Genomic DNA, 14,414 nt, shown 5'->3' with positions numbered 1-14,414 from the left:
TATTATCTGAAGAAAAATAGGTAATTTTGTATCATGTTCAATACATTAGGTAATCTTCTCAGTCTTACAACATTTGGAGAAAGTCACGGCGCTGCCTATGGTGGCATTATCAATAATTTTCCGGCAGGTTTAACGGTAGATCTCGATCAGGTTCAGTATGAGCTTGACCGCAGAAAACCCGGACAGTCTGCTATTGTTACCCAAAGAAAGGAAAGTGATACGGTGAAATTCCTGTCCGGTATTTTTGAAGGAAAAACAACAGGAACTCCTATCGGCTTTATCATCGAAAACGAAAATCAGAAATCAAAGGATTATGATCATATCGCCAATGCATACCGTCCAAGTCATGCAGATTTCACGTATGATCAGAAATTCGGAATAAGAGATTATCGCGGAGGAGGAAAATCTTCAGCCAGGGAAACAATCAACTGGGTAGTTGCCGGAGCACTTGCCAAACAGCTTTTATCCGGCATTGAAATCAATGCTTATGTTTCTTCGGTAGGCGATATTTTCTGCGAAAAACCATATCAGGCTTTAGATTTTTCGAAAACGGAAAGCAATGAAGTACGCTGCCCGGATTCTGAAACGGCTGAAAAAATGATCGAAAAAATCAAAGAAATAAAAAAGGAAGGCAACACCATTGGCGGGACAATTACCTGTGTGATCAAAAATGTTCCTGTAGGAATTGGCGAACCTGTATTTTCCAAACTCCAGGCAGAGCTTGCCAAAGCCATGCTTAATATCAATGCCTGCAAAGGATTTGAATATGGAAGCGGTTTCTGTGGTGCTAAAATGACCGGAAAAGAGCATAATGATGCTTTCAATACAGATTTCACCACCAAATCTAATCTTTCAGGAGGAATCCAAGGAGGAATTTCCAATGGAATGGATATTTATTTCCGTGTTGCATTCAAGCCTGTAGCTACCATCTTAAGGCCTCAGGAAAGTGTGGATAAAGACGGAAATCCAGTCATTGTAGAAGGGAAAGGCCGTCATGATCCGTGTGTTCTTCCAAGAGCAGTTCCTGTTGTGGAAAGCTTGGCAGCATTTGTGCTGGCAGATCTGTTTCTGATCAACAAAACAAGAAATATCAATCATTTTTAATATAAAATACGGAGTAATGAAAAATTACTGGGATAACGGAATCTCTTTTGAAGAATATATCCGTATCGGAAAAGAAAGGCTGGAAAATCCTGCTAACAAACAGGAAGCTGAATATAAACAATATTATGAACTGGGACTTCAGAGAATGGATAGAACTTTAAAAAAGTATGTTCCGGATGAAGATCAGCTGAAAGAGCTTGCTTCCAAAAATTTTGATGGTAAGATTCTGATTATTTCCGAAGCCTGGTGCGGTGATGCCAGTGCCACGGTTCCCGCTCTTGTTAAATTCTTTGAAGGACATAATGAAGTGAGGATTTTCTTAAGAGACAGCGATAAAAGCCTGATCAGCCAGTTTCTGACCAACGGAACCGAATCTATTCCTAAAGTGATCATTCTGGACAAAGATTTTAATGTAAAGAATTCCTGGGGACCTCGCCCAAAATACGGACATGAGCTCCTGATGAAATATAAAGCTGATCCTGAAGGCTATCCAAAGGATAATTTCTATAATGACCTGCAGCTGTATTATGCTAAGAACAGAGGTAAAGATGCCGTTCAGGAAATTTTAGAATTATTGTAATTGTATTTATTCAAAAAGATAACGGTAAAAATCAGCCTATGAAAAAGAATATTATTTACCTTATACTCATCGTCATTATTGGTGTTATTGTTTTGATACCGGGAGTAAGAAACTACCTGAAGGACCAGTTTTTCCCGGTGGCTACCATTGAAAATGCAGTGCATGTAAGTGAAGAAGATTATGATGTTGAGCTGAAAGGAATCAATGTTCCGGATACCAACCTCAAAAATTTCAGAAACAAAGCTGTCTTTCTTAACTTTTGGGGAACATGGTGCCCGCCATGCAGAAAAGAATGGCCTTCTATTCAAAAACTGTACGATTCCCGAAAAGAAAATGTAGATTTTGTGCTCATCGCAATGAATGATAAAGAGGAAGCCGTAAAAAAATTCCTCGCAGAAAACAATTACAATGTTCCTGTATATATTGCACAAAGCCCGATCTCTGAAAAGATTCTTCCCAAAGCTTTCCCTACTACGTTCCTTTTGGATAAAACAGGAAGAATCATCATTAAAGAAGATGCCTACAGAGACTGGAATACGGAAACAGTGCATCAATTCATAGATAATATCATCAAGTAATTTTTAACTAAATTTTATAATTAGTTGGTATAAAATTTGTGAAATTTACAACGTTGAAAAATTTATTTAAAACTAAACACAAAATGAAATATTCAAAATTGAATCTTGCAAAAGAAGCCATCAGCCATAAAGGTTTCGTAAAAAAAATCCCTGATATTTTCAGAATGGTAAAAATGTGGAGAAAAGGAATCTATCCCATGAAATCCCTTGATATCATCCTGCCTTTACTGGGACTTTTATATGTAATCTCCCCTATTGATCTTCTTCCAGAGTTTGCCATTCCGGTACTGGGTGTTATGGACGATATTGCCGTTTTATCGCTCACCATTCCAAAACTGATCAAAGAAGTGGATAAATTCCTGCTTTGGGAAGCAGAACAAAGACTGAAAGGTACAAAAGTTATTGATGCAGAAATTGTAAAATAATATCATTAACAAAGAAAATATGAACCATTCCTGGAAACTCAGGAATGGTTTTTTGTTGACAAATTGGTGATAAATTTTTAAGCCTTATTTCAAATCCTTAAATTTGCACTATCTAATAAAAAAGAATGGAAAGTAAAAAAGAATTCTTCCTGGAGTGCTACAAGCTGGGCATCATTAAATTCGGGAGGTTTACCCTGAAAAGCGGCATAGAAAGTCCGTTTTATGTGGATCTCAGACCTTTGGCTTCAGACCCTAAAATTTTAAAAAATCTTGCTAATTATTTATTGGAAATGCTTCCTCTGGATAATTTTGACCTGATCTGCGGAGTTCCTTATGCTGCTCTTCCAATGGCTACTGCCATGTCACTGGAAAGCTATATTCCATTAATCATTAAAAGAAAAGAAGCCAAGAGCTACGGAACTAAAAAACTGATTGAAGGAATTTACCAGAAAGGACAGAACTGCCTTTTGGTGGAAGATGTGATCACTTCCGGAAAATCACTGGTAGAAACGATTGCCGAAGTGGAACAGGAAGATCTTAAGGTAGCTGATATTGTTGTAGTTCTAGACAGAGAGCAGGGAGGAAAACAACTACTGGAAAGCAAAGGTTACAGAGTACATACGCTTTTCAACATTTCAGAAGTATGCAGTATTCTTCAGGAAAATGGTGAGCTATCTGACGAAGAAGTGGCGAGGATCCAGGATTTTCTTCAGGGAAACCACATTCAGTTTGAAGAAAAAACCAGACCTTCTTATGAACAGAAATTACAGCTGACCCAACATTCAGTTTCGAAAAAGCTATTAGAAACTGCTTTGGCTAAACAATCAAACCTGATTGCTTCTGCAGATGTCACTACCACCCGAGAGCTTTTGGAACTGGCCGAAAAAGTGGGGCCGCATATCATTGCTTTAAAAACTCATATTGATATTATTTCGGATTTTGATTACGAAAAAACCATACTTCCTCTAAAAGAGCTTGCTTCAAAACATCAGTTCCTTCTGATGGAAGACCGCAAGTTTGCTGATATTGGAAATACTCAGGAACTTCAGTTTACAAGCGGAGTTTTTAAAATTACAGACTGGGCAGATTTTGTGACCTCCCAGGTAATCGGAGGTTTTGAATCCTTAGACTGTTTCAAAAATGTAGGAGTAGTAGCCATTGTAGGCATGTCTTCCAAAGGTACCCTGACTACTGCAGCATACCGTGAAGAGGCACTTAAAGTAGCATTATCGCACCCTAATGTCATTGGCGGGGTATCACAAAACCAGATTCCGGAAGACCTTTTATTGTTCACACCAGGGGTAAATCTGGCCGATTCAGGAGACGGAAAAGGTCAGCAGTACAATACACCTGAGCATGTTTTCAAAATGCTTCACAGTGATTTTATTATTGTAGGAAGAGGTATTTATAAGTCTGATGATCCGGAAGCAGCTGCAGTTACGTATAAAAACGAAGGCTGGAATGCTTATATCAATTCTTTACAAAAAAAAGAGGTTCAGGGCTAAAATCCTATAAAATATATTCAAAATAAGTTTATATTTGGGCTTTATCAAAGGATATTGAAAAAGATCAGCATTTGCCTTATTTTGTTTTGTGGAATTGTGCAGGTTTCTGCACAGAAAGACAGTATTTATATTGAGGCCAGACTTTCTGCCGACAGAAAAACACTGGAAGTAAACCAGGAAGTTGTTTATTATAATCATTCAGGAAAAGATCTTCATACAGTAAAACTTCTGAACTGGGTTTCTGCTTATAACAAAAGAAGATCTGCATTAGTCTACAGAAAACTGGAAGACCGGAACAGTGATCTTCATTTTGCTAAAAATGAAGAATTAGGCAGATTATTAGATCTCAATATCACAACTTCGGAAAAGCAGCCGTTTTCAGTAAACACCATTTCAGATGAAAGTATTTTTCTTCCTCTGAAAGAAGCATTAAAGGCCGGCGAAAGCATTACATTCCAGCTGCATTACCGGATTCAGCTTCCGGACAAGAAATTTACGGGATACGGCACAGACGGTAAAAATACAGCATTAAAATATTTCTTTATTGTTCCGGATCATTTTGATCCGGACAATATTTCCAAAAGGGGATACAACGATATTGAGGAATCTGTAAACTTCAATACTTTCTGGACCGTCAATTTTGATCTTCCACCGAATAGTTTCGTTGAAGGAAACCTACCCCAGCCTCAAATGAATTCCTTTAAAGGTTATCTGGAATCCGATCCGGAATTTATTGTTTCAGAGAATAGCCTTCCCTCGATGAGGATTAATGTAGATGGAGCAGATACCGAGATTAAATTCGGCTATCCTTTAAAGCCTGAAGAAAAACAGAATCTTGAATTTTACCTGCCGCTTCATTTAAAATTCATTAAAGAAAAAATAGGCATCCTGCCCCAAAATCTTTTTATTTCTGAAAAATTCAGATCTAAGGAAGATTTTTTCGGAAATAATGATATCACCTTCTGGAACTTCAGGTTTCAGCTGTTTACCGATGCTGAGAAAACAGATCTTGATTATTTCGGAATCATTGCAAAAAAAATACTTGATGAGAAAATCATCACCGATAAAGAAAAAGATCACTGGTTCAAGAGTGGTTTAAAATCGTATCTTGAGATTCAGTACCTGCAGAAATTTTATCAGGATACAAAACTTCTGGGGAATCTTCCGGAGACTAAAATTTTCGGAGTTAAACCTTTAAAACTTTTTCATGCATCCAATGTGAAGCTTTTGGATCGATATGGATTAGCCTATCAATACATCATGTCCCAGAATCTGGATCAGAAGATCGACGAAAGATTCTCGTCACTGAGTAATTTCAACGATATGGCAGTCAGCAGTTTTGAAACCGGAAGTCTATTCAGCTATACGGCAGACAAAATGGGTTATGATCAGTTCAATGCCCTATTAAGGGATTATATTTCACAAAATACCGGAAATAAAGCTGTTCCTGAAAGTTTTCTGAAAAAACTTGCTGAGAAAGATCAGTCAGCGGGCTACCTTACCGGATTTTTAAAACAGAAAAACAGAGTTGACTTCCGACTTAAAAATATAAAAAAAGAAGGTGATCTTTTCAATATCAGAATTGGAAAAAATACAGATCTTCCGATTCCCGTAAAACTGGAAACCCAGACAACCGAGGGAGAAAAGCAGGCCTACTGGATTGAGACAGACGAAAACGAAAGGATCAAAAATATAACGCTTCCTGCTTCGGATGACATTCATAAAGTGACACTGAACAGCGGTTATATCTTCCCGGAATCTAAATACCGGGATAATTTCCTGTATGCAAAAGGACTGTTTTCCAATACTAAAAAAATAAAGCTTAAACTTATCAAGGATATTCCGAATCCTGAGTACAATGAAATATATGTCAGTCCGAGGGTACGGTTCAACAATACTTATGATAAGTTTCTGTTTGGGATTAACCTGAAAAACCAGTCTTTTTTTGACCAGAAATTTTTATATTCATTCACACCGATGTACAGTTCGGGTACAGGAAAGCTTACAGGTTCAGGAGCAGTCTCCTACTCTTTCCTTCCGGCTGAAAGTATTATCAGAAGCCTGACTTTCGGAGTTTCCGGAGCTTATTTCCATTATGATTACGGACTGGCCTACAGAAAAGGGTCTTTATTTTCCAGCATCAGCTTCAGGAAAGACCCGAGAAGTACAGTAAGCAGAAGCATAGGAATTTCATACAATTATTTTGAAAGAGATCTAAGTCCCAAAATGATTGCTAATCAGGATTATGGCAAATATAACCTGTGGAGTTTCGGATATGGCTACAGCGACAGCCAGATGATTCATGAGAAAAGTTTAAGTGTAAGTGCTCAGGGCATGGAGGATTTCAACAAAATAACCGCTGAAGGCTTTTACAGATGGGAATTTGCTCCGAAGCAGAAACTCAGCCTACGATTGTTTGCCGGATATTTTTTAAGAAATGATACCCGTAATAATATGTTCAATTACGGTATTTCAAGAGTTTCCAATTATTCCTTTTCCTATAATCTTTTGGGTGAAAGTGCTAACAGCGGGATCCTCTCACAGCAGTTTATCCTGGCCGACGGAGGGTTTAAATCTTTCATTCCGGGATCGGTTAACCAATGGATCACGTCTTTCAATGTAGATTCCAGTGTTTGGAAAATATTCCATGTGTATGCAGATGCAGGAATGTATAAAAACAAAAACCGTCCTACACAGTTTATCTGGGACAGTGGCATCAAAGTACGGGTGATTCCTGATTTCCTGGAGGTTTATTTCCCGATCCAGTCTTCATTGGGATTTGAGCCTTCTTTTAAAGATTACGGAAAACGGATCAGATATACGCTGGTTCTAAATCTGGGGTCAATTATTAATGCAGCAAGAAGAGGCTGGTATTAATATAGGCTTGAAGTTGGGAGATAGAAGATGGAAGCTATAGAAGTCGTATAATAAAAATCGTTTCATATTTTCAACTTACTTTCTTAAAAAAATTCTGAATTGTAAATAGCGATAAAAAAATTCCGGCCGTTTCTTCGAAACGGCCGGAACTATATGGTCAAAAAAACTATTTTAAATTAGTCTTTTAAGATTTTTTGAGATACTGGTTCGTTGTTTACAGTTCCTGTTACAATGTAGTTTCCTTTTGCTAATTCAGCAACGTTTAACACTTCATTGTTTTTAACAGAAGCAGTTTTAACTACCTGCCCGAACATGTTGTAAACTTTTACGTCTTTTACGTCAGCTCCGAAAGTGATTTCGTCACTCTTAACGAAAGTGTTTTTTACAAAGTTTCCTGCTTTTACGTTTTTAACGTCTGAAACAGCTAAAGAAGAAGTGCTATAAACTCTTGCTGATAAATTAGAAATTGAAACAGCTCCTGTACCGGAAGAAGCATTTCCTGCCTGTCTGATTGCTATTCCGGCAATTGTTGAAGGTGCAGTACCAGTTCCTGCACTACTTGTAATCAACGGTTGAGAATTAATTTGCAGAGTTGCAATATTTGTTGCCGGACTTACAGAATTGTTAATCGTATATGTTAAGGTTATATTAGCAGGCGTTCCATAAGGAATTTCAGTACCATAAGATACTGTTGGACTACCAGCTGCGTTATTTAATACTCCTAAAGTATATCCTGTAGTCGAACCTTTAGCATAAACTCTTCCATTAAAAATAGTTCCAGGATTAGCACCAGCTGTTGTAGTAAGCATTAAAAAATAGTCCCCCCCAGTACTTAGACCTGTCTGGCTAGCAACATTAATTGTAGCTGAATAATCAACTTTACTAACTCCTGTAGCACTAACATTATACACAGAAGAGAAAGCTTTATTCACATCTTCTGAATTTCCAGCCACCAAAGTTACAGAACTTCCATTTGCTGTTAATTGTCCAGCTGTTCCACTGTGAGTAATCCATCCATTTGCATTAAGTGCTCCTGTATAACCAAAGTTTTCAGTCAATACCGTTGTCTGTGCATTTATAAAACCAATAGCACTTGCTAATCCTAAAATAGTAAAGATTTTTTTCATTATATAAAGTTTTAATATTTGATGTAAAAGTACAAAAAAACCATCACTTTATAAAAATGATGGTATATATTTAACATTTAATTAAAGTTACTTTTTAATAATTTTCTCAGAAACGGCTTTACCATTAATATTTCCTGTTACTAAATAAATCCCGCTCTGTAGATTATCTACATTTAAAGATCCATTTTCAGCAACAGAGGCAGTCTTAACTAATTGACCGTTTATGTTGAAAATTTTCACCTCTGCTTTTTCTCCGAAATAAATTTCCTGATCTACTGAAGTATTCTTCACAAATCTATTATTAGCTTTCTCAGCGTCTATTGTTGCTAAAGATCCACTTGTCCCTGTTAGCTTAACATCATCTATTCTCCATTCAGTACCGTTGGTTCCTGTAAATCTGATTCTCAAATTAGATGTTGCCGGGATTGTTCCTGTAGGATTAATGTATGCCCAATTGGCTGTATTATTTCCCGTAGCTCTGGTGTAAGAAAGAAGGGTCCAGCTGCTTCCGTCTGCGCTTACTTCTATTTTCAGTTCATTGTTCGCAGCCGTAGCACCTTTTCTCTGGCCCAGATAAAGCTGAATATTCTGATAACCTGAAGTATTAATTCCTGAAATCAAAAAGGTTTCATTATTGGCATTAATCATTACATTGGCGCCTCCTGATGCCTGTGCATAAGCACTTGTAGCGGAAGGATTAGTGGATCTTACATCTCCTGTGCCTTCATAAGTTACAGGACTTCCGTTCTGAAAAGTGGTTGCTGAAATATCAGATGTACCCGTACCCGATCCCATGTTTTCAGAATAAATCGTAGTTTGAGCAAATACAGTTGCTGATAATAATCCTGTAGCAACTAACGAATAAAATTTTTTCATGATTGTAAAATTTAACATTTAATAATTTACACTGTAAAATTAGACCCATTTTTATGGATACAGCAATAATTACATTAAATTTCTGTTAATAATACTAAACTCATTCCCGTTAACATTTTTTAATTATTTTTACGAATTATTTTGAAGGATTTGCGGAATTTTTTTCTTCTATTCGTTTTGTTTTTCCTGGGCATATTTTCGGGTAATGCACAGGTATTCTCATGGAAAAATCCCAACATTCCACAGGATTCTATAAAAAAAGACAGTATTCTTGCTGCCAGGTTTGAGCAGGACATTTTTGTGAAGGATACTTTAGATTTTATAAAGACCAATAACAAAATAATTGTAGACGAAGCAGTCCTTGCTAAAAACGACAAAAAAAGATTTTTAGGAGAGCTTAATTCTAAAGGTTCTATTATCAGGGGGATCACGTTTGGTAACAACCAGGGGCAGTCTGTACAGAGCTCCATGGACCTTCAGATTTCAGGAAGACTTTCAAAGGATGTTACTATTTTAGCCAGTATTTCAGATCATAACCTTCCCATCCAGGCTGACGGGTATACCCAGACTTTGGAAGAGTTCGACAAGATCTATATGCAGCTTAATATCAAGGAAAAATCCATCATGAGAGCCGGACACTTAGATCTTGTGGAAGCCAAAAATTATTTTGCAAAATACCAGAGGCGAAGTATGGGGCTTCAATTCCAGACCGAGATGGGAAAAGAAAATAAAACGCTTGTGGATGTTTCTATGGGAGTCGCACGAAGTGAATTTCACAGAGTTCGTTTTCAGGGGGTTGAAGGAAACCAGGGCCCGTACCGTCTTACCGGAAAAAACGGGGAGCAGTTCATCACCCTTATTTCTGGCTCTGAACAGGTTTTCATTGATGGTATCCTAATGAAACGTGGTGAAAACCAGGATTACATAATTAATTACAATACGGGAGAGGTAACGTTTACCAGTTTCAGACCTATTTTCCAGCAGAACTTCATTACGATTTCCTATAATTACACCAACAGGAACTACTCCAGATATTTATTCACCGGAAAGCTTGAACACCAGAGAGAAAAATTCAAAGTAGGCCTGAACTGGTTTATGGAAAATGATAATAAAAATGCACCGCTTTCTTTAAACCTGTCTAAAGAGGATGAACAGATTCTTGCTGATGCAGGAAATGATCCTAATTTAATGTATGCCCCTTCAGGAGTAGTTACAGAATATGATGTCAACAAAATACTATACCGGTTAAATCCTGCCGGAAACTTTTACGAATTTTCAACCAATCAGAACGAAACACTTTATCAGGTTTCTTTTACTTATTTCGGAGCTAATTTAGGGGACTATAAAATTACACAAACCACCAACAACGGCCGTGTATTTGAGTATGTGGGTCCCAATATGGGGGATTATAAAGCGGTAAGAAAGCTGCCTTCTCCTCAGAAGTCCCAGGTATTTTCACTTAACTCGGAATATCTTTTAAATGAAGGAAAAATAGGGGTTGACTTTTCACTCAGCAATTATGACGTCAACTTGTTTTCCTCTAAAGATTCTGATCAGAATATTGGATATGCGTACCGCGTCTTCGGAAATAAAAGCTTTACCAAAAACGGATGGAAAGGAACTCCAAGTTTCGAGTATCAGTATATTGACAAACAGTTCCATATTTTAGATCGAATCAATGATGTGGAATTCTCAAGAGATTTTAACCTTACGCAGGAATTCAGCCAGAGAACACAGAACAGATTCATCTTCAGCTTTTTAAATAAATGGAATAATAAGTCTACTTTAAATTACCGTATCAACTATCTGGATGAACAGGATTCTTATAAAGGGATTAAAAATGACCTGGATTTCGGATGGATCAAAAATAAGTTCTTCACCAAAGGAAATTTATCTTACCTTACTACTAATGCTACCCTTCAGGATACCAAATTTATAAGAGGAGGTGTTTCAACGGAATATACGGGCAAAAAAGGAAGCTGGACTGTTGGAGGAAGCATGGAACATAATGAGAAAAAGTATAATGATACCCAACTCATGGATGTTACCAGCTTTAGCTGGAAAGAACTTTTCGTGCAAAAGAAAATTGGCGACAGTACAAGAACAAAGCTCCTTGCTAAAGTGTATATGAGAGACAACGACTCTGTACGCAACAACAGGCTGGAAAACATGAACAATATTTTGGGAATTATGGCCGAAAGCCAGGTGATCAAAACAGAAAGAACAACATTAAATGTTTTGGTTCATTACCGAAAGTTTTTCTATCAGAATGACGAGGCCGATATGACGAGAAATAATGATTTCGTGGTGGGAAATATTCTTTACAATCAGCAGCTCTTCAGAAACGGGATGCGTCTTCAGGCTTTTTATGAACTTGGAAACGGACAGGAAGCCCAAAGAGAGTTTCAGTATCTGAAAGTAACAGACGGACAGGGAGTTTATAAATGGACCGATTATAACGGAGACGGTATTCAGCAGCTGGACGAATTTGAAATTGCAGAATATTCTGATCTTGCGCAATACATCAGGGTGTATACCAATTCTGTCCGGTACATTGCTTCGAATAAAAATAAAATTCAGCTGGCATTGTTTGTCAATCCGTCCATTGTCTTCAATTCTGAAAATGCTTTTTTAAAGCGATGGAACTTCAATATTTCGTTAAACTCCCAGAATTCATTCTACAAAAAAGATAAGGTACTGGTACTTAACCCGTTTGAAAAAAACAGTGATCAGATTCTTAAAAACCAGAATATTTTGACCTCGGTTCAGTTTAATCCTACTGAAAAATCCGGGTGGAATGGTAACTATCGCTTTATTACCAACGACAATCTTATCAATGCCAACTTCAGTAACGAAGAAAGGGAACAGACTTCACATTTCCTGAATATCGGTTATTGGTTTAATAAAGAATTCAGGGTAGACTGGGAGAACTCTGTTCATGATATCAGAAATTCTTCACAGCTTTTTTCAACAAGAGATTATCGACTGAACAATTTTGAAACAAAGCCTAAGGCGACCTATAAGTTTACAGATGCCATTCAGGCAGAGCTTTCATCTGCTTTCCGCCAGAAAAAAAGAGTGGATGGTGAAGAACTCCTGAAAGCTTTCGATATTACAGGAACCATTCAATGGGAACGTAAAAAAACGTCTATCAGAGGAAATTTTTCCTTTATCAATAATAATTTCAACGGAAATAATTTCAGTATTGTCGGGAACCAGATGCTGGATGGTCTTAAACCGGGTAAAAACCAGGTATGGAGTATATTTATCCAGCAGGCAATTAATTCCTTCCTTCAGCTTAATGTAAATTACGAAGGAAGAAATTCCGGAGACCGTACCATTCACATTGGAAGTATGCAGGTGAAAGCGAGTTTCTAATTTAAATATGCATCATTAAAAAATATCCCCCTGACTCTTGTGATTCAGGGGGATTATATTAAAGTTCAAAATAATAAAATTTATCTTTTAAGAATTTTGAGGGTTTGGGATTCTTTATCTGAATTCACTTTCAGGATATACATTCCCGGAGATAATTTTCTCATATCAACGGAACCTTTTTCTGCATTTACTGCTTCATTCATTATTCTTTGTCCCGTTGCATTGTAAATTTCAATATTCCTGATTTTAGCCTCATTCGTAATTGTTAAATAATCTATAACCGGATTTGGATAATAGCTGATTTTGCTGCCTTTTGCCGTCTCCTGAGTCGCCAGAATAACTGCTGTAAATTCATATCCTCCTAAATCTGGTGTTGAAACATTTCGTGCATTTCCATCGGCATCTAAAGTTACCCCAGCTACAGGAGTTCCTTTATTATCAAGCGCTGTATTTCCGGTTGTTGATAAATGCAGATCTGTAGCCGAAACAAATACAGGCAAAACATTAATAGAATTGGTATTACTTCCAAATCCTGTCTGGATATCTGCTAAAGCAGCTCTTGCAGAGCCTATATATCCAAGATTGGCTCCCGATGAATGGTAATCATTGTAATTAATATTGGAAAATACGGTATTGGCAGCTCCTGAGTAAATGGCATATTTTTCTCCAGCCTGAGTTTGCTTGTTGATAAATAAATTATTTCTCACATCTACGGCACCTGCGGCGGTTACCCCCGCTCCAACATTAAATGCTGACGGCCTTCCTGAAACATTTTGATTGGTATCCATTACCACAGTATTGTAATAGATTTTATAGCCAGCCCCCTGATTAATGAAAATACCATTCCCATTATCATTCACGCCTCCCCCTGAAGCATAACCATAACCGGCAACATCATTGATAACATTATTATATACCAGCATATTGGCTGCCGCATTGGAAGAATTCAAATAAATACCGACTGCTCCATATCCTGTAGTATTAGGATTCTTAACATCCGATATTCTATTATTAAAAATACTCCCGTTTGTTGATGCTGCACCAATTAAAATACCCTGAGCTGGGTTGGTAGAAGTTGCCGGTAACATAACTCCTTTGATTGTATTTCCGCTTACTTCAAAGTTTTTGGCATTCTGTACGGCAATTCCTCTGTACAGCATTTTATCTGCTGCTACTGTAGAGCCAATAACATTGTTTTTAATGATAAATCCTGTATCTGTATTGGTTGCATTTCCTATGGCAAAAATAGCATTCTGAGCTCTCACAAAAGTATTATTCACCGCAGAGAAATTATTATTAGGTACTTCAGCTGCTGCTAAGGTTGTTCCGGATACAATAATTGCACCTACCGTTCCTGTTGGACTGGATCCGGCAAAATTAATATTCTTTAAAGCAACATTTTCAGCTCCGTCTGTCGCTGTACACGATACCCAAAGGACCACTGGTGTAGTACCTGTAGTAGCAACATACGTATTGCTGATCGTTAAATCTCTTGAAGCTGTACCATTATTACTTCCATCAATCGTTACGTTATCGGCACCGTTTAACTTAATAGTTGCCACAGTATCTGCACTGGTAACAGTAGCCGTAACACCTGTTCCAGGCTTAATCAAAACGGATGTATAGCTTACGGCACCTCCACTGCCATTCAGTACAGCAGTTGCTGTTTCTGTAGTATTCCCGGTGATGCTGATCGTAATAGCTCCCTGATGTGTTCCTGCATTAATAGCATCGAAAGCACCTTTTAATGTGGTATAGCTTCCTGTTGTTGTACCTGCTGTTGCGGCAACGCTTACTTGTGCGTGAAGACCCGCAACGGCAAAACTCGTCATTAAACAAAATAGAATTTTTCTCATAAGTATATTATTTTATTCACATTAAATATATGTAAATTATTTAACGAAACTCCATTTGAAATGAAAACAAACCACAAAAAAGACATCAAAAACACCAAAACACTAATA

Annotated in this window: 10 protein-coding genes; 7 read left to right on the top strand and 3 right to left on the bottom strand. The window is 37.4% G+C overall.

Features of this window, described 5'->3' with window-relative positions:
* The first annotated feature begins 33 nt into the window (after positions 1-33).
* The 6 genes from aroC to AOB46_RS07100 all read left to right on the top strand — a co-directional run bounded on the left by aroC (position 34) and on the right by AOB46_RS07100 (position 7,069).
* The gene (gene aroC, locus AOB46_RS07125) at positions 34-1,104 is read left to right on the top strand and encodes a chorismate synthase (RefSeq protein ID WP_062697730.1); all 1,071 of its coding nucleotides are present in this window, start codon (positions 34-36) and stop codon (positions 1,102-1,104) included.
* 16 nt (positions 1,105-1,120) lie between these two features.
* A complete protein-coding gene (locus AOB46_RS07120; RefSeq protein WP_062697728.1) occupies positions 1,121-1,684 on the top strand; it encodes a thioredoxin family protein in 564 nt (187 codons plus the stop codon).
* Positions 1,685-1,722: 38 nt separating this feature from the next.
* Positions 1,723-2,262 carry a TlpA family protein disulfide reductase gene (locus AOB46_RS07115; RefSeq protein WP_062697725.1) on the top strand — a complete coding sequence of 180 codons (540 nt, stop codon included), beginning with the start codon at positions 1,723-1,725 and terminating at the stop codon, positions 2,260-2,262.
* A gap of 83 nt (positions 2,263-2,345) precedes the next feature.
* Positions 2,346-2,687 (top strand): YkvA family protein, encoded by a 342-nt coding sequence (locus AOB46_RS07110; protein ID WP_062697924.1) that lies wholly within the window; start codon positions 2,346-2,348, stop codon positions 2,685-2,687.
* Positions 2,688-2,812: 125 nt separating this feature from the next.
* Positions 2,813-4,192 carry an orotidine-5'-phosphate decarboxylase gene (gene pyrF / locus AOB46_RS07105; RefSeq protein WP_062697723.1) on the top strand — a complete coding sequence of 460 codons (1,380 nt, stop codon included), beginning with the start codon at positions 2,813-2,815 and terminating at the stop codon, positions 4,190-4,192.
* Positions 4,193-4,246: 54 nt separating this feature from the next.
* Positions 4,247-7,069, top strand: coding sequence for an aminopeptidase (locus AOB46_RS07100; RefSeq protein ID WP_241489175.1), 2,823 nt, complete (start codon positions 4,247-4,249; stop codon positions 7,067-7,069).
* Positions 7,070-7,245: 176 nt separating this feature from the next.
* On the opposite strand, the gene AOB46_RS07095 is transcribed toward AOB46_RS07100, so the two are convergent.
* Positions 7,246-8,196: a T9SS type A sorting domain-containing protein gene (locus tag AOB46_RS07095; protein WP_062697719.1), complete on the bottom strand. Its 951-nt coding sequence runs from the start codon at positions 8,194-8,196 to the stop codon at positions 7,246-7,248.
* An 87-nt stretch (positions 8,197-8,283) separates the two neighbouring features.
* Positions 8,284-9,072 (bottom strand): T9SS type A sorting domain-containing protein, encoded by a 789-nt coding sequence (locus AOB46_RS07090; protein ID WP_157845044.1) that lies wholly within the window; start codon positions 9,070-9,072, stop codon positions 8,284-8,286.
* Between the two features lie 150 nt (positions 9,073-9,222).
* On the opposite strand from AOB46_RS07090, the gene AOB46_RS07085 reads away from it, so the two are divergent.
* Complete coding sequence (locus tag AOB46_RS07085; protein ID WP_185113848.1) at positions 9,223-12,450, top strand: hypothetical protein; 3,228 nt, start codon at positions 9,223-9,225, stop codon at positions 12,448-12,450.
* An 80-nt stretch (positions 12,451-12,530) separates the two neighbouring features.
* Here the strand turns inward: AOB46_RS07085 and AOB46_RS07080 are convergent, their stop codons facing one another.
* The gene (locus AOB46_RS07080; RefSeq protein WP_082377034.1) at positions 12,531-14,306 is read right to left on the bottom strand and encodes a T9SS type A sorting domain-containing protein; all 1,776 of its coding nucleotides are present in this window, start codon (positions 14,304-14,306) and stop codon (positions 12,531-12,533) included.
* Between the last annotated feature and the right edge of the window lie 108 nt (positions 14,307-14,414).

This window comes from Chryseobacterium indologenes, from assembly GCF_001295265.1.
GTDB classification, from domain to species: Bacteria; Bacteroidota; Bacteroidia; order Flavobacteriales; family Weeksellaceae; genus Chryseobacterium; species Chryseobacterium indologenes_A.
The sequence above is the reverse complement of the archived record's forward strand: the minus strand, read 5'-3'. Positions and strand labels throughout refer to the sequence as shown.